The sequence below is a fragment of the Acuticoccus kalidii genome (genome assembly GCF_021556395.1).
In the GTDB taxonomy this organism is placed as follows: Bacteria; Pseudomonadota; Alphaproteobacteria; order Rhizobiales; family Amorphaceae; genus Acuticoccus; species Acuticoccus kalidii.
In genome coordinates this window covers 143,565-169,080 of the sequence record NZ_JAKGCS010000033.1, presented here as the reverse complement: position 1 = coordinate 169,080, position 25,516 = coordinate 143,565, and the positions used below count along the sequence as shown (strand labels likewise).

The 25,516-nt window shown below is 66.6% G+C and carries 26 protein-coding genes; 16 read left to right on the top strand and 10 right to left on the bottom strand.

The window, feature by feature from the left end:
• Nucleotides 1–156 precede the first annotated feature (156 nt).
• The 5 genes from lptF (at nt 157) to rsmA (ending at nt 6,779) form a co-directional block, all read left to right on the top strand.
• Nucleotides 157–1,326 carry an LPS export ABC transporter permease LptF gene (gene lptF, locus L1787_RS19300; RefSeq protein ID WP_235710742.1) on the top strand — a complete coding sequence of 390 codons (1,170 nt, stop codon included), beginning with the start codon at nt 157–159 and terminating at the stop codon, nt 1,324–1,326.
• Nucleotides 1,323–2,429, top strand: a complete 1,107-nt coding sequence (gene lptG, locus L1787_RS19295) for an LPS export ABC transporter permease LptG (RefSeq protein WP_235710741.1) — start codon at nt 1,323–1,325, stop codon at nt 2,427–2,429. Before lptF ends, lptG begins: the two co-directional genes overlap by 4 nt.
• The gene (locus tag L1787_RS19290) at nt 2,429–4,774 is read left to right on the top strand and encodes an LPS-assembly protein LptD (protein ID WP_235710740.1); all 2,346 of its coding nucleotides are present in this window, start codon (nt 2,429–2,431) and stop codon (nt 4,772–4,774) included. The genes lptG and L1787_RS19290 overlap by 1 nt, the downstream gene beginning before the upstream one ends.
• Nucleotides 4,775–4,941: 167 nt before the next feature.
• Complete coding sequence (locus tag L1787_RS19285; protein WP_235710739.1) at nt 4,942–5,850, top strand: peptidylprolyl isomerase; 909 nt, start codon at nt 4,942–4,944, stop codon at nt 5,848–5,850.
• Nucleotides 5,851–5,855: 5 nt separating this feature from the next.
• Nucleotides 5,856–6,779 (top strand): 16S rRNA (adenine(1518)-N(6)/adenine(1519)-N(6))-dimethyltransferase RsmA, encoded by a 924-nt coding sequence (rsmA, locus tag L1787_RS19280; protein WP_235710738.1) that lies wholly within the window; start codon nt 5,856–5,858, stop codon nt 6,777–6,779.
• Nucleotides 6,780–6,801: 22 nt separating this feature from the next.
• Here rsmA and L1787_RS19275 read toward each other — a convergent pair whose 3' ends face one another.
• From L1787_RS19275 to fabD, 8 genes are all read right to left on the bottom strand, one after another.
• Nucleotides 6,802–7,533: an aminoglycoside adenylyltransferase domain-containing protein gene (locus L1787_RS19275; protein ID WP_235710737.1), complete on the bottom strand. Its 732-nt coding sequence runs from the start codon at nt 7,531–7,533 to the stop codon at nt 6,802–6,804.
• Between the two features lie 66 nt (nt 7,534–7,599).
• Nucleotides 7,600–8,271 carry a guanylate kinase gene (gene gmk, locus L1787_RS19270; RefSeq protein WP_235710736.1) on the bottom strand — a complete coding sequence of 224 codons (672 nt, stop codon included), beginning with the start codon at nt 8,269–8,271 and terminating at the stop codon, nt 7,600–7,602.
• Entirely contained in the window at nt 8,268–9,155 is an 888-nt protein-coding gene (locus L1787_RS19265) for a YicC/YloC family endoribonuclease (protein ID WP_235710735.1), read from the bottom strand. Before L1787_RS19265 ends, gmk begins: the two co-directional genes overlap by 4 nt.
• Nucleotides 9,156–10,238: an endolytic transglycosylase MltG gene (mltG, locus tag L1787_RS19260; protein WP_235710734.1), complete on the bottom strand. Its 1,083-nt coding sequence runs from the start codon at nt 10,236–10,238 to the stop codon at nt 9,156–9,158. It lies immediately after the preceding gene.
• Between the two features lie 114 nt (nt 10,239–10,352).
• A complete protein-coding gene (gene fabF / locus L1787_RS19255) occupies nt 10,353–11,612 on the bottom strand; it encodes a beta-ketoacyl-ACP synthase II (RefSeq protein WP_235711020.1) in 1,260 nt (419 codons plus the stop codon).
• Between the two features lie 45 nt (nt 11,613–11,657).
• Nucleotides 11,658–11,897, bottom strand: a complete 240-nt coding sequence (locus L1787_RS19250) for an acyl carrier protein (RefSeq protein ID WP_235710733.1) — start codon at nt 11,895–11,897, stop codon at nt 11,658–11,660.
• Between the two features lie 178 nt (nt 11,898–12,075).
• Nucleotides 12,076–12,810 (bottom strand): 3-oxoacyl-[acyl-carrier-protein] reductase, encoded by a 735-nt coding sequence (fabG, locus tag L1787_RS19245; RefSeq protein ID WP_235711019.1) that lies wholly within the window; start codon nt 12,808–12,810, stop codon nt 12,076–12,078.
• Nucleotides 12,810–13,757, bottom strand: coding sequence for an ACP S-malonyltransferase (gene fabD, locus L1787_RS19240; protein ID WP_235710732.1), 948 nt, complete (start codon nt 13,755–13,757; stop codon nt 12,810–12,812). The genes fabG and fabD overlap by 1 nt, the downstream gene beginning before the upstream one ends.
• 351 nt (nt 13,758–14,108) lie before the next feature.
• Between fabD and rpsF the strand changes: the two genes are divergently transcribed.
• The 6 genes from rpsF (at nt 14,109) to L1787_RS19210 (ending at nt 19,401) form a co-directional block, all read left to right on the top strand.
• Nucleotides 14,109–14,579: a 30S ribosomal protein S6 gene (gene rpsF, locus L1787_RS19235; protein WP_235710731.1), complete on the top strand. Its 471-nt coding sequence runs from the start codon at nt 14,109–14,111 to the stop codon at nt 14,577–14,579.
• On the top strand, nt 14,579–14,827 hold the full coding sequence (rpsR, locus tag L1787_RS19230) for a 30S ribosomal protein S18 (RefSeq protein ID WP_235710730.1): 249 nt from the start codon (nt 14,579–14,581) through the stop codon (nt 14,825–14,827). The genes rpsF and rpsR overlap by 1 nt, the downstream gene beginning before the upstream one ends.
• 111 nt (nt 14,828–14,938) lie before the next feature.
• Nucleotides 14,939–15,523 carry a 50S ribosomal protein L9 gene (gene rplI / locus L1787_RS19225; RefSeq protein WP_235710729.1) on the top strand — a complete coding sequence of 195 codons (585 nt, stop codon included), beginning with the start codon at nt 14,939–14,941 and terminating at the stop codon, nt 15,521–15,523.
• Between the two features lie 204 nt (nt 15,524–15,727).
• The gene (locus L1787_RS19220; RefSeq protein ID WP_235710728.1) at nt 15,728–16,969 is read left to right on the top strand and encodes a cyclopropane fatty acid synthase; all 1,242 of its coding nucleotides are present in this window, start codon (nt 15,728–15,730) and stop codon (nt 16,967–16,969) included.
• Nucleotides 16,966–17,769: a class I SAM-dependent DNA methyltransferase gene (locus L1787_RS19215; RefSeq protein ID WP_235710727.1), complete on the top strand. Its 804-nt coding sequence runs from the start codon at nt 16,966–16,968 to the stop codon at nt 17,767–17,769. Before L1787_RS19220 ends, L1787_RS19215 begins: the two co-directional genes overlap by 4 nt.
• Nucleotides 17,770–17,916: 147 nt before the next feature.
• The gene (locus L1787_RS19210) at nt 17,917–19,401 is read left to right on the top strand and encodes a replicative DNA helicase (RefSeq protein WP_235710726.1); all 1,485 of its coding nucleotides are present in this window, start codon (nt 17,917–17,919) and stop codon (nt 19,399–19,401) included.
• 24 nt (nt 19,402–19,425) lie between these two features.
• Here L1787_RS19210 and L1787_RS19205 read toward each other — a convergent pair whose 3' ends face one another.
• Complete coding sequence (locus L1787_RS19205) at nt 19,426–20,046, bottom strand: alpha-ketoglutarate-dependent dioxygenase AlkB (RefSeq protein WP_235710725.1); 621 nt, start codon at nt 20,044–20,046, stop codon at nt 19,426–19,428.
• A gap of 139 nt (nt 20,047–20,185) precedes the next feature.
• Here L1787_RS19205 and rnr point away from each other — a divergent pair, with 139 nt between their 5' ends.
• The 5 genes from rnr (at nt 20,186) to rpmG (ending at nt 25,104) form a co-directional block, all read left to right on the top strand.
• A complete protein-coding gene (gene rnr / locus L1787_RS19200; RefSeq protein WP_235710724.1) occupies nt 20,186–22,372 on the top strand; it encodes a ribonuclease R in 2,187 nt (728 codons plus the stop codon).
• The gene (locus L1787_RS19195) at nt 22,369–22,746 is read left to right on the top strand and encodes a DUF983 domain-containing protein (protein ID WP_235710723.1); all 378 of its coding nucleotides are present in this window, start codon (nt 22,369–22,371) and stop codon (nt 22,744–22,746) included. The genes rnr and L1787_RS19195 overlap by 4 nt, the downstream gene beginning before the upstream one ends.
• Nucleotides 22,743–23,489 (top strand): NUDIX hydrolase, encoded by a 747-nt coding sequence (locus L1787_RS19190; protein WP_235710722.1) that lies wholly within the window; start codon nt 22,743–22,745, stop codon nt 23,487–23,489. The genes L1787_RS19195 and L1787_RS19190 overlap by 4 nt, the downstream gene beginning before the upstream one ends.
• Nucleotides 23,490–23,596: 107 nt before the next feature.
• Complete coding sequence (locus tag L1787_RS19185) at nt 23,597–24,853, top strand: MFS transporter (protein WP_235710721.1); 1,257 nt, start codon at nt 23,597–23,599, stop codon at nt 24,851–24,853.
• 83 nt (nt 24,854–24,936) lie between these two features.
• Nucleotides 24,937–25,104: a 50S ribosomal protein L33 gene (gene rpmG, locus L1787_RS19180; RefSeq protein ID WP_235710720.1), complete on the top strand. Its 168-nt coding sequence runs from the start codon at nt 24,937–24,939 to the stop codon at nt 25,102–25,104.
• 4 nt (nt 25,105–25,108) lie between these two features.
• Here rpmG and L1787_RS19175 read toward each other — a convergent pair whose 3' ends face one another.
• Entirely contained in the window at nt 25,109–25,477 is a 369-nt protein-coding gene (locus tag L1787_RS19175) for a response regulator (RefSeq protein WP_235711018.1), read from the bottom strand.
• Between the last annotated feature and the right edge of the window lie 39 nt (nt 25,478–25,516).

Genomic DNA, 25,516 nt, shown 5'->3' with positions numbered 1-25,516 from the left:
GTGCGGCCCTGAAGCCACGCTCTCAATCATTCGTTCACCGTTCTTGCGAGCGATTCTTCAACCCTGGCAATCCTTAGTGTAGGCGAATTGGGTGGGGCGCGCCGTATGCCTTCTCTTGCGGCGCGCTTGTGTTGGCCCGAGGTGTCTGGAAGGTCCATGCCGCTGATCAATCGGTATATGTGTCGGCGGATTCTGACGATCTTTCCGGCAGCGCTTTTGATCCTGACCGCAGTGATCTGGTCCACCCAGGCGCTGCAGCGGCTCGACCTCGTCACCGCGAAGGGTCAGACCTTCGCCGTCTTCTTCGGCCTCACCGCCCTCGCCGTCCCTTTCCTCGCCACGATGCTCGCGCCCATCGCCTTCGTGATCGCGATGATCGTCGTCTACGACTCGATGAACCGTGACAGCGAGCTCGTCGTCATCGGCGCCGCGGGGGCGGGTCGGCTGCGCCTCCTTCAGCCGGCGCTGGTCGCCGCCGCGGTGTGCGCCGCGCTCGTCGCGTTCGGAACGGCCTATCTCGGCCCCAAAGGGCTCGCCGAGGCCCGCGTCCTGCTGACGAGCGTGCGCGCCGATGTCGTCACCTCGATCGTCCAGCCCGGCCGCTTCATCGAGATCGAAGACGGCCTCACCGTCAACATTCGCGACCGCCAGGCCGACGGGACCCTCCACGGGCTCCTGCTCGACGATCAGCGGCGCCCCGATCTCGGCATCACCTATCTCGCCGAAAACGCCCGCGTCGTCGAAGCGGAGGACAACACCCTCCTCGTGATGACGAACGGCAGCGCGCAGCGCATGGAGCGTCCTTCGAACGAGCTGTCCGTCGCCGCCTTCGACGCCTACGCCTTCGACCTCACCGACCTCACCGCCGGCCCACAAACGCCGACCTTCCGCCCCTCGGAGCGGACCCTCGTCGAGCTTCTCTATCCCGAGCCGGACGACACCTATCGCGCCGACCGCGAGGCCCGCTTCGCGATCGAGCTGCATGACCGGCTGTCCCAGCCGATCGCGCCGTTCGTCTATGCGCTGATCGTGTTCCTCTTCGTCGGCGATCCGCGGATGCACCGTCAGGGCCGCTTCGCCGGTATCTTCGCCGCCGCGATCGCCGTCGCCGTGGTGCGGGGCGCATCCTACGGCATCCTCCTCGCGGTCGAGGACACGCCGCAATATGCCGTCGCGGTCTATCCGCTGCTGATCGGCATCGGCGCGTTCGTCTTCTTCTTGATCGTTACGGATCGCTCCGTCACCTTCCATGAGCGGATCTGGAACAGCCTCGTCGCGACGCTCAACCGATTGACACAGAAGCGGATCGCGGGGGCGCCCGCATGATGACCCGCATCGGTCCAGGCCGTACCCTGTCGATTTATCTCTCGCTGACATTCCTGCGCTGGATCGGCGGCTTCTTTTTGCTCGGTACGGCCATTATCTTCCTCGCCGACGTGATCGAGCTCGTTCGCCGCTCGGTCGACCGGGAATCCTTCAATGCGGCCGAGGCCGTCGCCGCATCCTTCTTCAAAACGCCGTCCTTGACCGAGGAGTTCCTTCCCTTTGCCGTTCTCTTCGGCGCGATCGCCGCGTTCCTCGCGCTCAATCGCCGACTCGAGCTCGCGGTCATGCGGGCGGCCGGCATCTCGGCCTGGCAGTTCATCCTGCCGGGCATCCTCACAGTGATCGCGCTCGGTATCGTGTCGACGACGCTCTACAATCCCCTCTCGGCCGCCGCCCGCGAGCGCTCCGAGGCCCTGAGCGCCCGCGTGCTCGGCAACGAGGCGCGGATGCTGACCGGCAGCTCGAGCTCCGTCTGGTTCCGCCAGGAGGGGCCGAACGGCGGATCGATCATGCATGCGCGCGCCGCGACGTCCGACGGCCTCACTCTGTTCGGCGTCGTGGGCCACCTCCTCGATTCGGAAAACCGTTTCATCGGCCGTGTCGAAGGCGACACGGCGAGCCTCACGCCCGGCGAATGGGTGCTCACCAACGTCACCCGCTATGACGTCGAAGGGAACGCGACCCAGGAGGAGAGCGCCGTCGTGCAGACCGCCCTCACCCCGGTCGAGGTGCGTGAAGCGGTCGCCCGGCCAGACACGATCTCCTTCTGGCGCCTGCCGGACGCGGTTTCGCTCGCCGAGCGGGCCGGACTGCCGGCGCACCGCTTCGCGCTGCAATATCAGGTGCTCCTCGCCCGCCCCCTCCTCCTTGCGGCGATGGTGCTGATCGCGGCGAGCGTCTCCCTGCGCCTCGTCCGCCTCGGCGGCGTGACGCGCGCGATCTCGGGCGGCATTGTCGCCGGCTTCGCGCTCTATATCGCCTCCGCGGTCGCGTCCGATCTTGGCGAAGCGGGGGCCGTTCCGCCGATCTTCGCCGCCTGGCTCCCCGGTATCGGGGCCGCTCTCTTCGGCATATCCGCCCTTTTGCACAGCGAGGACGGGTAGTGCGTATCCTCGATCACACGCGCCGGCTGGCGCTTGCCTTCACCTGCGTCGCGACTGTCGCGGCCGCGACGGCACCGCCCGCGGCCGCGCAGCTCTTCGACCGTCCGCTGCAGGCCGCCCCCGGCTCGCAGATGCTTCTGGAGTCCGACACGCTCGTCTACGATGTCGACACCGGGGCGGTGACGGCCGTCGGCAGCGTCTTCATCGAATATAACGGCTATCAGATCTTCGCCTCGCGGGTTCATTACGACCAGGCGGCGAACCGGCTGTCGGCCGCCGGCGGCGTGCGTCTCGAGGAGCCGGACGGCAACATCGTCGTCGCCCGCGAGATCGAATTGTCGGAGGATCTGCGCGAGGGCTTCCTCACCGGTCTGCGCGCCGACACGATCTATCGCACCCGCCTCGCCGCCAACCGCGCCGAGCGGGTCGACGGCGAAGTCACCATCTTCGAGGATGCCGGCTATACGGCCTGCTATTCCTGCCGCAAGCGGCCGGACAAGCCGCCGACCTGGGCCATTAAGGCGCGCAAGGTCATCTACAACGAGGCCGACAAGACGCTGCGCTTCGAGAAGCCGGAATTCGACCTCTTCGGCAACACCGTCGCCGTCCTGCCGAACTTTTCGGTGCCGGACCCCACGGTGCGCCGCAAATCCGGCTTCCTGATGCCGACGGCGATCTACTCGAACCTTCTCGGCTTCGGCGTCCGCGTCCCCTATTTCCAGACGCTCGGGCCGAGCCGCGACGTGACCTTCGCCGCGACGCCGCTCTCGCGCCAAGGCGTCTTCGGCGATGTCGAGTATCGCCAGCGGACGGGCAGCGGCAGCTTCCGCGTCCGCGCGACGGGCATCTACCAGCTCGACCCGTCGGCGTTCGACGATTCCTCCGGCAACCGCAATTTCCGCGGCTCGGTGTCGACGGAGGGCAATTTCTACATCAACCCCGATTGGCAGTGGGGCTGGGAGAGCACCGCGACGACCGACCGGCGCTATCTCAGCGACTACAAACAGTCGACGGGCGACAACCTCACCGAGCCGACGACCATCTACCTCACCGGCCTCGGCGACCGGAATTATTTCGACGCGCGGGTCTGGGCCTTCCGCATCCTCCAGGACGATTATAACTCGACCCAGGTCCTCAACGCCCCCGCCCCCTTCAGCGGTGTCGGCCAGCAGCTCCAGGGCAAGCAGGCCTATGTGCACCCGGCGATCGACTATGAAGGCGTGGTCAACCGGTCGGTCCTGTCCGGCGAACTCTCCTACAAGTTCAACCTGATCTCCCTCACCCATCAGGAGACGGACGCGTTCGGCGCGATCGTCGACAATCAGCGCATCGCCCGTTTCCGCGGCGTCGAAGGCACGTTCACCCGTGCGAGCGCCGAAGTGAATTGGCGCAAGCGCGTGTTCGCCCCGCTCGGCCAGGTGTTCACCCCATTCGCCGGCGCGCGCGGCGATCTCTTCGCGCTCGACAATCGCGATCCGAACGTCACCTCGCTCGACGACGATGTTCTCGGCCGGGCGATGCCCTGGGTCGGCCTGACCTATCGCTGGCCGTGGCTCGTCTCCTCGAAATGGGGCACGCAGACGATCGAGCCGATCGCAGAGATCATCGCCCGCCCCAACGAAACGCATATCGGCTCGCTACCGAACGACGACGCGCAGTCCGTCGTGTTCGACGACACCAACCTGTTCGGGACGACGCGCTTTTCGGGCTATGACCGCGTGGAAGGCGGCGTGCGCGCCAATATCGGCGTGCGCTACGTGCTGCAGACCTATTCCGGCGCGATGCTCGCGGCGACGGTCGGCCAGTCCTATCACCTCGCCGGGCGCAACTCCTACGCCGTGCCCGACATCATGGACTCGACCGGCAATTCGGGCCTTTCGTCCGACGATTCCGATCTCGTCGGTGGCCTCTATTTCGACACCAATGGCGGCCTCGCGATCACCGCCAAAGGCCGCTTCGACGACGAGACGCTCGACATCCAGCGGGCCGAAGTCTCGGCCGCCGCACGCACCGGGCCGCTGACCAGCAGCGCCGTCTACACCTTCCTCGCCAAGCAGCCGGACCTCGGCATCATCGACGACCGGGAGGAGATCCAGGTCGCCGCGTCGCTCCGCGCGCTGGAGCGGGTGCGGATCTTCGGCCAGCTCCGCTACGACCTCAAGGATCGCGACATCATCCGCGAGGGGATCGGCGTCGCCTATGACGACGATTCCCTGTCGGTCTCCGTCGCCTATTCGGAGGATCGGGGCGGACTTCCCGAGGATCCGGTCGACCGGACGGTGTTCTTCCGCATCGGCCTGCGCACCATCGGCGACGGTACCGTTTCGACCGGGCTCGACAACTGAGACCCTTGCACGCGTTGAAACTTCCTCTCCGTGCGGTATGAGAGGGGGTGCGCGGCGTGCGGGAGTCTCAACCGAACCTTGAATGCGGTCGACCCCGACACGCCTCGCAAACCACGAGACCGACCGGGGTGAGACCGAGAGCGCCCCGAAGCCGAGAGTGTGTTGTCATGGTTCGAATCCTAGTCGCTCTGCTTGTCGTCCTCATGCTGGCGCCGACCGCGCCGGCATCTGCAACGTCGATCGTCGCCGTCGTCAACGGAAGCCCGATCACCTCCTATGATGTCGGGCAGCGGGAACGCCTGCTGCGCCTCACCGGCACGCAGGGCGCGCTATCCTCGATGGCTCTCGACGAATTGATCGACGAGAAGCTTCAGTTGAACGCCGCGCGGCAAGCCAATGTCACCATCGACGAAGGCGACGTCGATCGGGCGATCGGCGAGATCGCCGGCCGCGTGAAGCTGTCCGCCGGGCAGCTCGGCCAGGCGCTCAGCCAGCAGGGCGTCAACATCAAGACGTTGCGCGACCGCATTCGCGCGCAAATCGCCTTCAACCGCCTCGTCCGCGCCCGCTTCCAAGCCGAATCGCAAGTGACCGAGCAGGACCTCGTCGCCGCCCTCCTGAAGGACGACACCCTCGAGCGGCAGATCGAGACCGCCGAGTACACGCTGCAACAGGTCATCGTCGCGATGCCGGAAAATCCGTCCGCTCAGCGTCTCGCCGAAGCCAACCGGATCGCGAGCAAGCTGCGGGCCGAGTTCAACGGCTGCGCCAACGGCATCGAGCTCGTGAAGAAGACGCGCAATGTCGTCGTCCGCCCGTTCGGCCGCCGAACCGAATCCGAGCTGACCAACGATGTTCAGGACGCCCTCAAGGACGTTCCCGTCGGCAAGCTCGCCGCCCCGATCGAGACCCCGCGCGGCCTCGTCCTCTTCGCCGTGTGCGACAAGAAGACCATGCAATCGACCAACGCCGCGATGAAGGCGCTGGAGCCCGAGCTCGCCAACGAGCGCGGCGAGCAATTCTCCAAGCAGTATCTGCGTCAGCTTCGCCGCGACGCGGTGATCGAACGCCGCTGAGCCCGATGGACGCTCCGACCGGTGGGGGCGAGGACGACGCCGCCCTCGCCGCTCTGAGACAGCGCATCGACGCCCTGCCCCCGCTGCGCGAGATCCTCGCCGCAGAGGGGATGACGGCCAAGAAGTCCCTCGGCCAACATTTCCTGTTCGACTTCAACCTGACGGACAAGATCGCCCGCACCGCGCGGATGCCGGGCGCACCGACCGACGCGCCGCTCGCCGGGCAGACCGTGGTCGAGGTCGGCCCCGGCCCCGGCGGGCTCACGCGCTCGCTCCTCAAGGCCGGCGCGCACGTCATCGCGGTCGAGAAGGACGCCCGCGCCGCGACGATCCTCGCGCCCCTAGAGGACGCCGCCGCCGGCCGCCTCACCGTCCATATCACCGACGCCTTGACGGCGGACTGGACGGCGATCGCCCCCGAAGGCGCGATCATCTGCTCGAACCTTCCGTATAACGTCGCGACACCGCTCCTCGTCGGCTGGCTGACCAAAGGCAGTTGGCCGTCTTGGTGGGCGAACGCGACGATCATGGTCCAGCGGGAGGTGGCGAACCGGATCACCGCGGCCCCGACGAGCGAGGCCTATGGCCGCCTCGGCGTCCTCGCGGGCGTCAGGGCCCATACGGAAAGCGTCTTCGACATCGCGCCCAGCGCCTTCGTGCCGCCGCCTAAGGTGTGGTCGAGCGTCGTGCGGCTCGATCCGAAGCCGGACGCCGCCCGTGTGCCGATCGGCGCGCTCAGCCAGGTGACCGCCGCCGCATTCGGCCAGCGCCGCAAGATGCTGCGCTCCAGCCTGAAGGCCCTGACGAAGACGCCGGAAGCACTGTTGTCGGCCGCCGACATCGCCCCGACGGAACGGGCCGAGCAGTTGAGCCTTGACGCGTTCGTGCGCCTCGCCGAGATCTATGCGAGCGAGGGGCGAGGGCAATAACGCCGCCCGCGCGCCCCTCGGGTCACAACTGCGCCGTGACGCGCTCCGCGAGACACGCCGCCGTCCGCCGGACCTCCGCGGCGCGGTCGTCCCAATCGACGGCGCTTCCGCGATAACCGGCTTTGGCGAGATCCAGAACCGCCGCCGCACGCCGCGGCAACCGGGCCGCGGCCCAGAGCGCCGCCTCGTCCTTGGCCACGAAGTAGCCCATCGTCGCCGTTCGCCACATGCGCGCGAGTGTCAGGAGGACGTTGGTCTCATCGCCTGCGAGACCGGCGAGAAGCGCCGGGAGCGCCTCCCGCATCGCACGGCGCACGTCTTGCGCCGGCACGGGCGGTAGGAGCGCGGCGGCGCCGGGTCCATAAAGGGGGTGAGACGCGAGCCGCGCCTGTGCGAGGATCAACGTGTTCTCCGGGTCGGGCACCGGACCCGGCGCCTCCCCCGCCTCGAAGGCCGCGCGCAGCCATTCGCCAAAGACGAACTCCGCTTCGGCCGGAAATCCCCCTGCCCCGAGCGCCGCGCGGGTGAACACGATCACCTCGATGCAACGCGGTCCGCTGACCGGCGCCGGATGAGGCGCCGAAATCGCCAGCAGGGCGGCAAGCAGCCCTTGGCGCTCCTCATCGCTCAACGGCCGGGCGACGACCGCCAGAATATCGATGTCGCTGTGCGGACGGAGCCCGCCGGAGACAGCCGAGCCGTGCAGATAGACGCCGACGAGCCCTTCCCCGAAAACCTCGCGGAGCGCCGCCATTACAGCGTCGATCTGAGGGTCGGGAGCCGGATGCCGAGGCGCGTCCATTCGCTCAGCAGGGCCGCTTTAGTCGGAGACCTTTTCCGTGCCGTCCGTCACCAGCGCGTCGGACACGCTCGCCACGAAGCGGTCGAGCCCGTTGAGGCGGCGGCGACGCACGCGCTCGGCGGCGAGGATCGCACCAACGCTCGCGAGAGCCGACTGCAGCTCGTCATTGACGATGACATAGTCGTATTCGGTGTAATGGGTGAGCTCTTCGCGGGCATTGCGCAGACGGCGCAGGATCGTCGCCTCGTCGTCCTCCGCGCGGCGGACGAGACGCGAATGAAGCTCGGCGCCGGACGGCGGCAACACGAAGATCGAGACGAGATCGTCCGGCATCGCCGCCTGGAGCTGGGAGGCCCCTTGCCAGTCGATGTCGAACAGCACGTCACGCCCGGACGACAGCGCCTTTTCGACCGGATCGCGCGGCGTGCCGTAACAGTTGCCGTGAACCTCGGCCCATTCCAGAAGCTCGCCCCGGTCACGCATCAGCTCGAAATCGCGCATCGTGACGAAGTGATAATGCACGCCCTCCACCTCGCTCGCGCGGCGTTTGCGGGTCGTCACCGAGATCGAGAGAGACAGGCTCTTGTCCTGCTCGAGCAGGAGGCGGGAGATCGTGCTCTTGCCGGCGCCGGAGGGCGAGGAGAGGACCACGAGAAGGCCCCGGCGGGTATAGGTGTCGGGCGCCGTCATTCGAGGTTCTGCACCTGCTCGCGCACCTGCTCCACCGCCGCCTTCAGTTCGAGCCCGAGGGCAGTGATCGTGTGGTGCGGCGCCTTCGAGCAGATTGTGTTGGTCTCGCGGTTGAGCTCTTGGCAGAGAAAGTCGAGCTTGCGGCCGACCGGACCGCCCTCGGCGATCAGGTCGCGGGCCGCTTCGATATGGACGCGCAGCCGGTCGAGCTCCTCGCGCACGTCGGCGCGCGTCGCCATCAGCGCCGCCTCTTGGTGAAGCCGTTCGGGGGACAGGCCCTCGCGGCCGGCGAGGAGGTCGTCGAGCTGGCGATCGAAGCGGGCCTTGATCGCCGCGAGCGCGCGCTCGGGATGGGCGTCGATCGCCTGTCCGAGCCGCTCCATCTCGGCGAGCTGGTCGAGGATCACGGGCACGATCCGCGCGCCCTCCTCCCGTCGGTGCCCTTCCAGAGCGGCAAGGAGCGTCGCGGCGAGTTCGAGGACGCGCGCGTCTTCGAGCGTCTCCTCGCTCTCCTCCGTCGCGGTCTCGATGACGCCCTTCAGGCCGAGAAGCCCATCGGCGCGCGGCGCGGCGACCGAGCCGCTCGCCGCAAGCGCCTGGATGGCCTCGATATAGGCGTCGAGCTGCTCCTGATTGACCGTGTAGCGGACCGCGGTCTCGCCCCGGCGCAGCATGAAGGACAACGTGACATTGCCCCGCTTGAACGTCGCGCCGACGAGACGGCGCAGCTCGGGCTCGGTGCGCTCCATCCCGGCCGGAACGCGCAGGCGCACATCGAGCGACTTGCCGTTCACCGAGCGGGCATCGAACTGGTAGGAGACGCCGCTTTCCTCGCCTTCGAGGCTCGCGAAACCGGTCATCGACTGGACGGGAAAGGCCATCATCTAGTCCGTGGACTGGCCGCGCTGACGCTCGATTTCGCGCCAACGCGCAACATTGCGCTGATGCTCCTCGTAGGTCCGCGCGAAGGCGTGCCCCCCGGTTCCGTCGGCGACGAAATAGAGCGCTTCGGTGGTGGCGGGATTGGCGGTCGCCTCCATCGCCTGGCGGCCGGGATTGGTGATCGGGCCGGGCGGCAGTCCGTTGATCTGGTACGTGTTGTACGGGTTCTCGCGATCCATGTCGGAGCGGTAGATCGTCCGCGACTGGGCCCACGCGTCGCCGCCATAGAGCCCGTAGAGGATCGTCGGGTCGGACTGGAGGCGCATGTTGGTGTTCAGGCGGTTGATGAACACCCCGGCCACCTCGTCACGCTCGTTCGGCTGCCCGGTCTCCTTCTCGACGATGGAGGCGAGGATGACGAGCTCCTCCGGCGAGGAGAGCGGGATGCTCGGATCCCGATTCGCCCAGATTTCCGACAGGGCGCTCGCCTGGGCCGTCTGCATCGTATCGATGAGGCGCTGGCGCGGCATCCCACGCGTCACCTGATAGGTCTCGGGCAGCAGCGAGCCTTCCGGCGGGATCGTGTCGATGCGGCCGGTGAGGATATCCGCCTCGTTGAGCCGCTGGACGATCTGCGCCGACGTCAGCCCTTCGGCGAAGGTGATCGCGTGGCGCACGACGCGGCCGGAAACGAGGTGGTCCAGCACATCTTCCATCGAGGCGCGGGCGGGGATCATGTACTCGCCCGCCTGCATCCGCCGCGTCGCGCCGGTCGTATAGGCGGCGGCCATGAAGACGTAGCGGTTGGTGATGACGCCGCGCTCTTCGAGCCCCGCCGCGATCGTTTCCACCGAAGCGCCACGATCGATGACGACGCCCACGTCCTCCGGCAACGGGCCGGCCGCGACGTAGGCCTGGCGCCCGAACAGCACCAGCGCCCCGCCGCCGATCAGACCGACGACGATGAGGAAGATAACGAGATTGGCGGCGAGCACCAGGGGATGGCGCGCGGCGCGCGAGCGACGTCGCACGGGCGGCGCCTCGGCCTGATGACGGCGCGTCTTGCGCTTGCCGGGATCGGTCACCAACGGTTCGGGCCGGCGCCTCGGACGGATCTTGTTGGATCCGTCCCCATGGTTCTCGGGATCACCGTCCCCGACATGACCTCGACGACGATGCCGCACCGGCGCCTCCTATGATCAATAGCGACGGAACACGAGCGATGCGTTCGTGCCCCCGAAACCGAACGAGTTCGACAACACGATGTCGATCTTCTTCTCCCGCGCCACGTGCGGCACGAGATCGACGGCCGTTTCCACGGACGGATCGTCGAGATTGATGGTCGGCGGGGCGACATTGTCACGGATCGCGAGGAGCGAAAAGATCGCCTCGACGGCGCCCGCGGCCCCCAAAAGGTGCCCCGTGGCCGACTTGGTCGAGCTCATGGTGAGCCCGTCGCCCATGCCGCCGACGACACGGTGAACGGCCGCCAGCTCGATCTCGTCGCCGAGCGGCGTCGAGGTGCCGTGTGCGTTCACATAATCGATCGAGGACGCGTCGATCTTGGCCCGCTTCAGCGCGGCCTTCATGCAGCGATAGGCGCCGTTGCCGTCGCTCGCCGGAGCGGTGATGTGATAGGCGTCGCCCGAGAGGCCGTAGCCGATCACTTCGCCGTAAATCTTGGCGCCACGCGCCTTGGCGTGCTCGAGCTCCTCGAGCACCACGACACCGGCCCCCTCGCCGATGACGAAGCCGTCACGCGCGCGGTCATAAGGCCGCGACGCCTTGTCCGGCGTGTCGTTGAAGCCGGTGGACAATGCACGGCAAGCCGCGAACCCCGAAATCGCGAGACGTCCGATCGGCGCTTCCGCACCGCCGGCGACCATCACGTCCGCATCGTCGAGCGCGATGAGACGGGCCGCGTCGCCGATCGCATGCGCGCCCGTCGAGCAGGCCGTCACCACCGCGTGGTTCGGTCCCCGGAAGTTGTGGCGGATCGACACATAGCCGGAGGCCATGTTGATCAGCGCACCCGGAATGAAGAACGGGGAGATTCGCCGCGGCCCCTTTTCTTCCAGAATGAGCGCGGCTCGCTCGATGCCCAGCAATCCACCGATACCCGAGCCGATCAGGACACCCGTCCGGTCCTGCTCTTCCTCATCGGTCGGCTTCCAGCCCGCGTCGGCGATCGCCTCGTCCGCCGCAGCGGTCGCGAAGACGATGAACTCGTCGAACTTACGCTGGTCCTTCGGGTCCATCGCCGCATCCGGATTGAATGCGCCGGCGACACCTTCGCCTCGCGGAACCTGACAGGCGATACGCGCGGCCAAGTCGCTGACGTCGCAGCGCGTGACGGGCGCCGCTCCGCTTTTCCCCTCAAGGATGCCGCTCCAGGAGGCATCAACCCCGCTGCCCAGCGGATTGACGGTTCCCAGACCAGTCACCACGACGCGCCGCACCATCACACTCCTTACCGCGATTGACGAAGACTTAGGCCTGACGAATCAGGCGGCCGCGTTCTTGTCGAGGAACTTGATCGCGTCCCCGACGGTCAGAATGGTCTCGGCCGCATCGTCCGGGATCTCGACGCCGAATTCTTCCTCGAAGGCCATCACGAGCTCGACCGTGTCGAGCGAATCGGCGCCGAGGTCGTCGATAAAGCTGGCTTCCTCGGTCACCTTCTCCTTGTCGACGCCAAGGTGTTCGACGACGATTTTCTTCACGCGTTCTGCGGTGTCGCTCATGGATTGTCCTTCAAGTCTCTAGGCCGTTTCAAAGGCCGCTGGGATTGCGTCTGGCGCGGCGCAGCGCGTGACGATTGCTGAGAGCCCCTCGGAGACACATTCCGAGGGCGTGAACTTGGGATCGCCGGTATCACAACACTTCGCCGTTTGAAAAGCGGCGTTGCGCCCGTGGCCCCTATTAGAATCCCATTGTCATCCCGCCATTCACATGAATGGTCTGGCCCGTGACATAATGCGCCTCGGTGCTCGCGAGATAGACGACCGCCGAAGCGACGTCGTCCGGGCTGCCGAGATCGCCGGCCGGGATGTCCTTGAGGATGGCCTCGCGCTGCTCGTCTTTGAGGACGTCGGTCATCGCGGTGGCGATGAAACCGGGCGCCACGGTGTTCACCGTGATGCCACGCGCTGCGACTTCGCGCGCCAGCGATTTCGTCATCCCGACGAGACCGGCTTTGGCGGCGGCGTAATTCACCTGCCCCGCATTGCCGGTCGCACCGACGACGGAGCCGACATTGATGATGCGGCCGCCACGGCGCTTGATCATCCCGCGTAGGAGCGCGCGCGACAAACGGAAGGCGGCAGTGAGATTGACTTCGATCACCTCGTCGAAGTCCGCGTCTTTCATGCGCATGACAAGACCGTCACGCGTCACACCCGCGCAATTCACCAGGATATCCACCGGTCCGGCGGCGTCGGCGGCGCTGATGAGGGCGTCGACGGCCGCGCGATCACCGAGATTGGCGGAAAGCGCCACGTCCGCGCCGATGCGCTCCTTCGCCGCTTCCGCCCGCTCGAGGGTCGAGCCGGTCACGATCACCTTCGCGCCCTGCGCCTTGAGGGCGGCGGCGATCGCGCCGCCAATCCCGCCGGTCGCCCCGGTCACGAGGGCGGTCTTTCCGGATAGGTCGAACATCATGCGGCGGCCGCTCCACGCTCTGCGAGGCGCGCGACATCGGCCGCGCTGTTGATGGTGATCGTCTCGAGCGAGGAATCGATTCGCTTGGCGAGGCCGGTGAGAACCCGTCCCGCGCCGATCTCGAGAACGGTGCGAACGCCGAGTGAGGCGAACTGCGCGACCGATTCGCGCCAGCGCACGCGCCCCGTCACCTGGGCGACGAGACTGTCCTTGATCGCGGTCGGGTCGATGAGACGGCTCGCCGAGACGTTGGCGAGAAGCGGCGCCTTGGGCGCCTCGAACTTGGCGGTGCCGAGGGCGGCTTCCATGGCCCTCGCCGCGGGGGCCATCAGCGAGCAGTGGAAGGGCGCGCTCACCGGCAGCAGCATCGGCCGCCGGGCGCCCTTCTCCCGCGCGATCTCGATCGCCCGCTCGACGGCGGCGCGCGTCCCGGAGACGACGCATTGGCCGGGCGCATTGTCGTTCGCGACCTCGCAGACGCCGTCTTCTGCGGCAAGGCTCGCGACCGCTTCGGCGGTTTCGAGGTCGAGCCCGAGCAACGCGGCCATTGCGCCCTCGCCTTCGGGAACGGCCTCCTGCATCGCTTCGCCGCGGAGGCGCAGAAGCTTCGCGGCGTCGGCGACGGAGATCGCGCCGGCCGCGGCGAGCGCCGAATATTCGCCGAGCGAATGGCCGCCGACGAGCATCGCATTGTCAATGCCGACGCCTTCGGCCTCCATCGCGCGCATGGCCGCGAGGCTCACGGCCATCAGGGCCGGCTGGGCGTTGACGGTCAGGCGGAGCGTTTCTTCGGGACCTTCGAAAATGGTCCGCGAAAGACGCTCGCCGAGCGCGTCGTCCACCTCCTCGAACACGGCGCGTGCCGACGGGTAGCTCTCGAAAAGGGACAGGCCCATTCCTGCGCTCTGGCTGCCTTGTCCGGGAAAGGTGTACGCAAACGTCATCGATTAGCCGACTTATTGTTTGTGAGGCGCGACTCGAGAGCCGCAGCGTGGGCGCAAAGACCATTAGCGCCGAGAGCGCGTCAAGTCCGTTAGATCAGAAACTGTGCGTCACGTCGCGTTTCGCGCTTGATTTGTGGGCACAACAGCGCCTATGTGGGCCTTCACTCACGTTGGCCAAGGGCTGAACGGAGGGGTGCGGCATGTTCGCATCCCGGAGCGGACTTCTTCAACCGTATCCGATCCTCCCGTGTCTTTGCTCGCAAAGGTCGGCAGCCTCACGGGGCTTTTGACGAGGCTTTGCGCCGACGGAGTGCCGCGCCGATGGTCGGCGCCCTGGATTTGAGGAACAGAATGGCACTTTACGAGACCGTCTTCTTGGTCCGACAGGATGTGTCGGGGCAGGCGGTGGACGAGCTTGTCGAACAGTACAAGGCCGTGCTCGGTGAGCATGGCGGCTCCGTCGGCCGCACCGAGAACTGGGGTCTGAAGACCCTCAGCTATCGCATCAACAAGAACCGCAAGGCGCACTTCGCCCTGATGGACATCGACGCCCCTGCTGCCGCCGTGCAGGAAATGGAGCGTCAGATGCGCCTCAACGAAGACGTGCTGCGCACCCTCACCATCCGCGTCGAAGAGCACGAGGATGGCCCCTCGGTCATGAAGCAGAAGCGTGACCGCGACGACCGCCGCCGTCGCGAACGCGGCCCGCGCGAAGACGGTGACGAGCGCGGCGAGCGTTCGGATCGTGGTGAGCGTGGTGAGCGCGGCGACCGCCCGGATCGTGGCGACCGCCCGGAACGTCGTGAGAGGGAGTTCTCCTAATGGTCGATATCGCACAGCTCCCGACGCGCCGCCCGTTCTTCCGCCGCCGGAAGACGTGCCCCTTCTCGGGCCCGAACGCGCCGCGGATCGACTATAAGGACGTCAAGCTCCTGCAGCGCTACGTGTCCGAGCGCGGCAAGATCGTCCCCTCGCGCATCACCGCCGTCTCGGCGCGCAAGCAGCGCGAGCTCGCGAAGGCGATCAAGCGCGCCCGCTTCCTGGGCCTCCTGCCCTACGTCATCAAATAAGCTCCGGCGGCCGTTCGCGGCCGCCTTCGGCCGGACATCCCCGTCCGGCCGCCATTTGGGGCGCATACGCCTCTAACCGCCTCCGGGCGGGACAGATCGGAGAACACCGAAATGCAAGTCATTCTTCTCGAACGCGTGCCCAAGCTCGGCGACATGGGCGAAGAGGTCCGCGTGCGCGATGGTTTCGCGCGCAACTTCCTCCTGCCCCAGGGCAAGGCGCTGCGTGCGAACGACGCCAACCGCACCCGCTTCGAAGCCCAGCGCGCCGATCTCGAAGAGCGCAACAAGGAGCGTCGCGCCCAGGCCGAGGCGCTGTCGAAGCGCGTCGCCGGCAAGACCTTCGTCGCGATCCGGCAGGCCGGCCAGACGGGCCAGCTCTACGGCTCGGTCTCGACCCGTGACATCGTCGAGGTCCTCGCCTCTGACGGGTTCCGCGTCGAGCGCCGCCAGGTCGACATGTCCGTGCCGATCAAGGCGATCGGCCTGCACGAGATCAGCCTCGTGCTGCACCCCGAGGTGATCGTCCCGGTGACGATCAACGTCGCCCGCTCGAACGACGAAGCCGAGCGTCAGGCCGCCGGTGAAGACGTGCTCGCCCCCGAAGTCTATGCCGACGACGAGGACGAGGAAGAGTTCGAGGACGCCGCCGAGGCGACCGAAGAGACCACCGAAGAGCAGCCCGAAGAGCAGCTCTGATCGACGATCGGAGCGCGGTCTAGCACCGCGCTCCCACTCTCAGCGTAGCCGCAAGGCGACGTCCCTCCCCAACGGGGTGGGCGACAACGATGTCACGTCCGCCAGCGTACGCGGGCTCTGACGCAGACATATCCCGAATGTGGTATTGACTCACGTCGGCGCGTCTAGAGACTTTTCCGGGTTGCGGCTAGGCGAACCTGCGAAATGAATTCTCTTCTGACACTGCTTTTGAAACGCTTGATCCGCGTCGGATCTCTTACGATGGTGGATGCGGCGGGACGTGCAACCACATTCGGCGACGGCACCGGCGCTCCCCAAGCCATTACCCTCCACGACAAGAATGTCGAAAAGGCCATCCTGCGCCACCCCGAGCTGACGCTGGGTGAGACATATATGCAAGGCCGTTGGAGCGTCACCGAAGGCACGCTGATCGACCTTCTCGTGCTCTTCATGCGGAATATGCAGCTCGGCCATCCGTCGCGCACGCGCCTTGCGATTCGCAAGTTGCTGCGGCCGATCACCCAGCACAACACGCTCCGCGCGGCACGCCGGAATGCCACCCACCATTATGACGTCGGCAACGAGATTTACCGCCTCTTCCTCGACGAGGATTGGCAGTATTCTTGCGCCTATTTTCCGAGCCCGGATATCAGCCTCGAAGAGGCGCAGCTCCTCAAAAAGCGTCACATCGCGGCGAAGATGCTGCTCGAACCGGGCCAGAAGATTCTCGATATCGGATGCGGCTGGGGCGGGATGGGGCTTTACCTCGCCGGCACGGCCGACGTCGACGTCACCGGCATCACGCTCGCCGACAACCAGGCGGCGCGCGCCAATGAGCGCGCGGCGGGCCGGCCCGACGCTCGCTTCCGCATCGAGGACTATCGCCACGTCGAAGAGACGTTCGACCGGATCGTCTCGGTCGGCATGTTCGAGCATGTCGGCGTCGGTTATTATGACGAGTATTTCCGCCACTGCGCGCGCCTCCTGAAGGACGACGGCGTGATGCTCCTCCACTCCATCGGACGGACCGACGCGCCGGGCTCCACCAACCCGTTCATCGCCAAATATATCTTCCCCGGCGGCTACATTCCCGCTCTGTCGGAGGTGCTCCCGGCGATCGAGCGGGCCGGGTTGATCGTGACCGACATCGAAATTCTGCGACTTCATTATGCCGAGACGTTGCGGCATTGGCGCGAACGGTTCATGTCCCATGCGGACGAGGTCGCGCAGTTGACGGACGAGAATTTCGTGCGGATGTGGGAATTCTATCTTGCCGGCTCCGAGGCCTCCTTCCGCTCCGGTGACATGATGGTTTTCCAGATCCAGCTCTCCAAGAACGCCTTCACCGTGCCGCTCACCCGCGACTATATCGCGGCCGCCGAGCGCACCCTCGCCGCGCGCGACACCGGCCATTCCGGCCCCTCACTCGTCGCGCGGCACGGGTGAGCGAGCCCACCCCCCTGTTCGACGCGGACGCGCTCGGCGAGCTCTACGCCAACGCGCGCGCCGCCGAGGACGCCGGCGACATCGAGACCGCCGCCCGCCTCTTTCGCGAATGCCTCGTGATGGACCCCGACGATCATTGCGGCGTCGCGATGCGGCTCGCCGCCTATGGCCTCGCAACGCCCGACCGGGCGCCGCCGGCCTACGTCGCGACCCTCTTCGACCAGCACGCCGAAGTGTTCGACGACGTGCTCGTCTCGCGCCTCGGCTACGACGTGCCGGCGCTCGCCCGCGCCCTCGTCGGCCCGTTCGTCTCCCATCCGGTGCGGATGGTCGATCTCGGCTGCGGCACCGGCCTTTCCGGCGAGACCTTCGCCGACATTGCGGGCCATGCGATCGGCGTCGACCTTGCCGAGACGATGCTCGCCATGGCCGACGAGCGGGACGTCTATCAGGATCTTTATATCGCCGAGGCGGTCGACTTTCTCGAGACCTGGGACGAGGCCCCCTTCGAGCTGATCGTCGCGACGGACGTGTGGCCCTATCTCGGCGATCTCGCCCCCTTCGCGGCTGCGGCGGCGAAGGCGCTGACGCCGGGCGGGCTTCTCGTCGCCTCGACCGAGCGCGGCGAGGCGGGATGGTCCGTGACGAAGACCCAGCGCTTTGCCCACGCCGGCGCCTATGTCGAGGCGACCCTCGCCGCCGCCGGCTTCGAGGTGCTGACGAGCGAAGCGATCATCGTACGCCACGAAGAGGGCGTGCCCGTCCCCGGCGATCTCGTCCTTGCGCGACGCAAGGGTTGAACGGTCTGTCAATTTTTCATTAACCGATTTTTCGTCATCGTGGACGGACTGTGTGGATAGCAAGATCGTTCTTGCTTTGATCCTTGCGGCCCACGCGCGCCCGAGCGCAATCCGGCGTAGGACTGTCGCCAACGAAAGGCGAGCTCAATGAACCAACCGCTGGACCATGCCGCGCTCGAACTCATCCGCACGGCCCCGCAAAACCTGGAGCTCGAGCAGCAGCTCCTCGGCGCGATCCTCGTCAACAACGAAGCCTTTTATCGCGTCAGCGACTTCCTGAAGACCGACCATTTCTTCGTCGATCCGCACCGCAAGATCTACGACATTGCCGGAAAGCTCATCCGCCAGGGCAAGCTCGCGACGCCCTTCACGGTCAAGACCTTCTTCGGCGCGCACGATCAGATCGCCGACCTTCCCGCCGTCGAGTATCTGAGCCGTCTCGCGGCGAACGCCACCACCATCATCAACGCCGAAGATTATGGCCGCACGCTGTTCGATCTCGCGCTGCGCCGCTCGCTGATCTCGATCGGCGAGGAGATGGTGAACGAGGCCTATGACGCGCCGCCCGAGACGCCGCCGCGTACCCAGATCGAGGCCGTCGAGCGCCGCCTCTACGAGCTTGCCGAAACCGGCCGTTTCGACCAGGGCTTCGTCGGCTTTTCCGATGCGCTCACCGCCGCGATCGACATGGCCGACGCCGCCTTCCATCGCGCCGGCGGCCTGTCCGGTATCGCGACGGGCCTGTCCGATCTCGACCGTTTGATGGGCGGGCTGCAACGCTCCGACCTCATCATCCTCGCCGGCCGTCCGGCGATGGGTAAGACGTCGCTCGTCACCAATATCGGCTTCGCGATCGCCCGCAATTTCCGCACGACGACGGAAAACGGCGTGCCGAAGACCACCGACGGCGGCATCGTCGGCTTCTTCAGTCTCGAAATGTCGGCCGAACAGCTCGCAACGCGTATCCTCGCCGAGCAGTCCGGCATCTCCTCCTCCCACATCCGCCGCGGCTCGATCGACGAGAACCAGTTCCACGATCTCATCGAAGCCTCCAAGGCGATGCAGACGATGCCGTTTTATATCGACCAGACCGGCGGCATCACGGTCGGTCAGCTCGCCGCCCGCGCGCGGCGCCTCAAACGGCAGAAGGGGCTCGATCTTCTGATCGTCGACTATCTCCAGCTCCTGTCCGGCTCGGGCAAGCGCGCCTCCGACAGCCGCGTCAACGAGATCACCGAGATCACGACCGGCCTCAAGGCGCTCGCCAAGGAGCTCGAGGTGCCGATCGTCGCGCTGTCCCAGCTCTCCCGTCAGGTCGAGCAGCGCGACGACAAGCGCCCGCAGCTCTCCGACCTTCGCGAATCCGGCTCGATCGAGCAGGACGCGGACGTCGTGATGTTCGTCTATCGCGAGGAGTATTATCTCCAGAGCCGCAAGCCGGCCGAGGGTAGCCAGGAATTCTTCGAGTGGGAGGCCAAGATGGAGGCCGTCCACGGCGTTGCCGAAGTGATCATCGGCAAGCAGCGTCACGGTCCGACCGGCACGGTGAAGCTCCAGTTCGATGCGGAGATCACGCGCTTCTCGAACCTTGCGGTCGACGATGCCCGCAACTTCGTGACCGACTACGAATAGGCCCCGACCGGCCGGCTGAGCCCGTCAGGCGGCCGGCAGCGGCGTCACCCGCCGCAGCGTGAGATTGATGCGCCCTCCCTCCGGCACGAGGCGGGAGGAGCCCGTCAGGATCCGGTCGATGCCGTGATAGATCAACCGCGACGGGCCGCCGAACACCACGACGTCGCCCGAGGCGAGACGGACCGAGCGGGTCGGCGCGCGCCGCGTCGTCCCGCCCATGCGGAACACGGCGGTGTCGCCGAGCGACACGGAGACGACGGGGGCGTCGAACGTCTCCTCGTCGCGGTCCTGGTGAAGGCCCATCTTCGCCCCTTCGGGATAACGGTTGACGAGACAGGCCTCCGGCTCGGCCGGCGCACCGAGATCGCGCCAGAGCGCGCGAAGGCGCTCCGGCATCGCCGGCCATGGCGCGCCGGTCTCGGGATGGTGCGCCTGGTAGCGATAGCCGTTTTTGTCGGCGACCCAGCCGAGCGGACCGCAATTCGTCATCTCGACGGAAAACGGCGCTCCGGTACGGGGCATTGTCGGACGGAAGAAGGGCGCGGCCGCGATCACCGCTTCGATGTCGGCAAGGAGCGCGGCCTGCGCCTCGCCCGTCAGATAGTTCGGATGGATCGAAACCCCGTCCGCCGCCGCCAAAGCCATCGCGCTCTCCCCGTTCGATCGTCGTCTCGGCGAAACGGCTCGCCCCCGCGATCGACATCCCTGCATCAAATTCGCAAACACGCCCACCCGTTCGCGCGCCGCTCTCGACGAACGGGTCCGGTGATGCCACATCAGGGGCATGGCAAAGACTGACGGACCCACTCGCGATGAGATCCTGCGTTTCGTCGCCGAAAGCCCGGGCCGCGTCGGCAAGCGCGAGATCGCCCGGGCCTTCGGCGTCAAAGGCGGCGAGCGCATCCAACTGAAGAACCTGTTGACGGAGATGGCGGAGGAAGGCCTCCTCGCCAAGACCGGCAAGCATATCGGCATGCCCGGCAAGTTGCCGCGCGTGACACTGCTCGTCGTCACCGGCCGCAACGATGACGGCGACCTCGTCGCCGAACCCACCCAGTGGGACGACGATGACGGCGCTAAGCCGAAGGTGACGCTCGTCGGCAAGGGGCCGGCGCCGGCGATCGGCGACCGTCTTCTCGCCCGCATCTCGCAGGACGCGGACGAGCGCCCGCTCGGCCGGGTCATCAAGGTGATCGAACGGCGGCCGGCGACGACGCTCGCCGTCCTCGAGCGCTTCGGCGACAAGCCGCAGCTGACGCCGATCACCAAGAAGGAGCGCGACGTCTATTTCCTCGATCCGGCCGACGTGAAGGACGTGGCGTCCAACACGCTCGTCAAGATCGAGGTCGACCGTCGCCGGTCGGCGCGTATCGTCGAGGTCGTCGGCCCGGTCGGCTCGGAGCAGGCGGTGTCGCTGATCGCGATCCACGCGCACGGCATTCCCGACCGCTTCCCCGAACGGGTGCTGGTGGAGGCGGAGGCCGCGACCCCCGCCCGCCTCGAAAGCGGCCGCGAGGACTGGCGTGACGTTCCATTCGTCACCATCGATCCGGCCGACGCGAAGGACCATGACGACGCCGTCTTCGCCGAACCCGACCCGCACAATGAAGGCGGCGCCATCGTCACCGTCGCGATCGCCGACGTCGCCCATTATGTGACGACCGGCTCGGCGATGGACGAGGAGGCGCGCCTTCGCGGCAACTCGACCTATTTCCCCGATCGCGTCGTCCCGATGCTGCCGGAACGGATCTCCAACGATCTCTGCTCGTTGCGCGAGGGCGAGGCGCGCGCCGCGATGGCGATCCGCATGGTGTTCGCCGCCGACGGGCGCAAGCAGCGCCATTCGGTGCACCGCATCCTGATGCGCTCGGCACGGCGGCTGTCCTATCAGGAAGCGCAGACGATTGCGGACGGCAAGGCGTCCGACATTTCCGGCCAGATCCAAGACCTCTGGAACGCCTATGCGATCCTGAAGCGCGGGCGCCAATCGCGCGAGCCGATGGAGCTCGACCTGCCGGAGCGCAAGATCCTCCTCACCCCAGAAGGCGAGGTGTTGCGCGTCGTCGTTCCCGAGCGGCTCGATGCGCACAAGCTGATCGAAGAGTTCATGATCCAGGCGAACGTCGCCGCGTCGGAGACGTGCGAGGCGAAGCGCATCCCCCTCCTCTACCGCATCCACGACGCACCTGGCCTCGACAAGATCGACGCGCTGCGCGAGTTCCTGGCGACGCTCGAAATCCGCCTCGCCCGCGGCACCCGGATGCGACCGTCCCATTTCAACGACATTCTGAGCCGGGTCGAAGGCACGCCCAACGCCCAGCTCGTTAACGAGGTGATCCTGCGCTCGCAGAGCCAGGCCGAATATTCGCCGGACAATCTCGGCCATTTCGGGCTCAATCTGCGCCGCTATGCGCACTTCACCTCGCCGATCCGGCGGTATGCCGACCTCATCGTCCACCGCGCGTTGATCCGGGCGGAGGGGCTCGGCGAGGACGGGCTGACCGATGACGAGATCGCCTCCCTCACCGTCATCGGCGAGGAGATCTCGGCGACCGAGCGCCGATCGATGCTCGCCGAGCGCGACACGATCGACCGGCTGATCGCCGGCTGGCTTGCCGACAAGGTCGGCGCCACCTTCGAGGGGCGGATCGCCGGCGTCACCAAGTCCGGCCTCTTCGTGAAGCTCGCCGAATCCGGCGGGGACGGCTTCATTCCGATCTCGATGCTCGCCAACGAATATATGATCTACGACGAGGACGCTCACGAGCTCGTCGGCGAAACGAGTGGCGTCACCTATCGTCTCGGCGATAGAGTGACGGTGCGCCTCATGGAGGCGGCGCCCATCTCCGGCGCGCTGCGGTTCGAGATCGAAGATCACGAGGCGACCGCCGCGCCGAAGAAGCGGGCGCGACGTCCGATGCGGCCGGTCCGCCGCAATTCCCGCCCGTCCTTCAAGCGAGGCAAACGATGAGCACCCGGCCCCTACTCGCATCCCTCTATCACGGGGCGCGTTGCCGCTGCCCCAAATGCGGGACAGGCCGCCTTTTCGGCCGTTTTCTCAAGGTGGAACCGGTCTGCGCCCATTGCGGCGAGGAGCTCCACCATCAGCGGGCCGACGACGCGCCGCCTTATATGGTGATGCTGATCGTCGGGCATGTGGTCATCGGGCTGATGCTGTCCTTCGAGATCGCCTATCATCCCGCGATGTGGCTTCACGCGGCGATCTTCCTGCCGATGGCGATCGCGATGTCTCTCGTCCTTCTCCAGCCGGTCAAGGGCACGCTCATCGGCCTCCAATGGGCAAACGAGATGCACGGCTTCGGAGGTGAGGAAACCCACGCATGACGACCGCCGAAGCGCTGATGGCCCGGATGAACGAGGCCGAGCGCAACCAGAAACACCCGCCGATCACCGTCCGCGACGCCTCCAGCATCCTGATCCTCGACCGCTCCGGTGCCGAGCCGAAGCTCCTCATGGGCCGGCGCAGCGCCAGGCATGCCTTCATGCCGAACCATTTCGTGTTTCCGGGCGGCCGCGTCGATCCGGGCGATTCGCGGGTGCAGGTCGCCGCGCCCTATGACGAGACGACGCTCGGCAAGCTGACGCGAGAGATGCGCAATGGCAGCGGTGCGGCGCGCGCCCGCGCGCTCGGTGTCGCCGCCTTGCGCGAGGCTTATGAGGAGACCGGCGTCATCATCGGCCGGACCGGCGAGGCGGCCTTGCCGCGCGGGACGGCATGGCAGCCATTCGCACAGCGCGACGTCGCCCTCGATCTCGGCGCGATGCGCTTTCTCCTGCGCGCCATCACCCCGCCCGGCCGTCCGCGCCGGTACGACACGCGCTTCTTCGTGGTGAACCGCGATGCGGTCGCCGATATCGATCCCGACTGTGTTGGAGAAGACGCTGAACTCGAGGAAATCTGCTGGGTTACGATCGACGAGGCGCGCACCATGCCGCTGCCGACGATCACCCTCACGGTCCTCGACGAATTGATGGCGCGGCTCGACGCGGACCCGTCGCTGCCGTCCGACGCGCCGGTTCCGTTCTATCGCTGGGTCCGCAACGGCTTCCTGCGCACGACACTCTGAGGCGGCGGGGCGGCGCCCGTCCGCCCTCTTTCGATCACGATCCATCTGGCGCTCTGCACAATTTTGCGCCACACACTCGGCTCGTCGATCTCCCGAATTGCCTCGCCATGGATTCCACCCCCCGCTCTCCCCTCGCCGGCTCGCCGGCCGTGCCCGATCCGGCCGACTTGACGGGGCTCGGACGCCGCGCCGTCGAACGGCTCGGCGCGGGGCCTGCGAAGGCGATGGACGCGATGGCGCTCGCCGCCGTGATCAGCGCGATCACCGGCGTCGGCGTCGCGCTCAGCCTCAGCCTGCCGCTTTTGTCGGTCGTCCTCGATGGGCGGGGGATTTCGCCGGTCTGGGTCGGCATCAACACGGCGACCGCCGGCGTCGCGGCAATCACCATCCTTCCCTTCGTCAGCGAGCTCGCGAAACGCTTCGGCGTCGCGCGGACGATGACGACCGCCTTCGTCACGATGGCGGCGATGCTGATGGGCTTTTATCTCATCGAGCCGTTCGTGCTGTGGTTCCCGATGCGGTTCGTCTTCTCCGCCTCGGTGACGCTGATCTTCGCGATGACCGAATTCTGGATCTCGTCCCTCGCCCCGCCGCATCGGCGCGGATTGATCGTCGGGGTCTATACGGCGTTCCTGTCGATCGGCATCTCGATCGGGCCGCTGATCCTCGCGCTCGTCGGCACCGAGGGGATCCTGCCCTTCTTGATCGGGGCGCTGTGTATTCTCCTTGCGGCCGTGCCGGTCGTCCTCGTGCGGGGGCAGGAGCCGGAGCTTCCGTCCACAGGCGGGCGCAATCTCCTGCGCTTCGTCGTCGCTGCGCCGCTTGCCCTCTTCGCCGCTTTGGTCTTTGGCGCGGTCGAATCCGGCGGCACGGCGATCCTGCCACTCTACGGCACCGCGATCGGCCTTTCGAGCGGACACGCGGTGATCCTCGTGTCGGCGATCGCGGCGGGGAACGTCCTGTCGCAGATCCCGATCGGCTATCTCGCGGACCGGGTGAACCGGCGCCTCCTCTTGATCGGCTCGGCCGCCGTCGGCGTCGTCGGCGCGGCGCTCATTCCCTTCGCGGCGGGGAATTACGCGCTCCTCCTCGCCCTTCTTTTCATCACCGGCGGGATCGTGACCGGCCTTTATACGATCGGCCTCACCCAGCTCGGCGCGCGCTATAGCGGCGGCGACCTCGCCTCGGCCAACGCGGCGTTCGTGATGATGTACGCCTTCGGGATGCTGATCGGCCCGGTCTCGCTGGGTGCGGGGCTCGACCTTTTCCCGCCGCACGGATTCGCCGTTGCAATCGCCGTCATCTTCGGCACATACGTCCTGATGGCGCTGCTGCGTATCGGACGAAAGGGGCTCGGCTCTTGACTTCCCACGCGCCGGCCCCCATTGGCAAAGTTTGACCTTATCCCCTGACTGAGCGGCCGCATGGGCGGCGCTGGAGGCATCGCATGGCCAAGGCCACCACTATCAAGATCAAGCTCGTTTCGAGCGCCGATACCGGGTATTTCTACGTCACGACGAAGAACACCCGGACGATGACCGAGAAAATGACCAAGACCAAGTACGACCCGGTCGTGAAGAAGCACGTCGAATTCCGCGAAGCGAAAATCAAATAACGCCCTACTTCGGTAGGAACGACTTTACGGTCGAAATAAAACGATCGATGGAGATGGGTTTGGAGAGATAAGCCTCGCAACCTGCGGCGCGAATCCTCTCTTCATCCCCCTTCATCGCGAACGCCGTGACGGCGATGACCGGGATCGGCCTCAAGTCCGGATCGGACTTGATCCGTTCGGTGACTTCGAGACCGGACATTTCGGGGAGCTGGATGTCCATCACAATGAGGTCGGGTCGCTCTCGCTTGGCGACCTCGAGCGCATCGATCCCATTGCGTGTTTGCAGAATGTCCATTCCACTTGCTTCAAGCAGATCGTGGAAGAGCTTCATGTTAAGCTCGTTGTCCTCAACGATGAGCACGCGGTGCCCCATGCCGTCACCCACTCCCTCGGCGCACCGTGCGCCCCATCC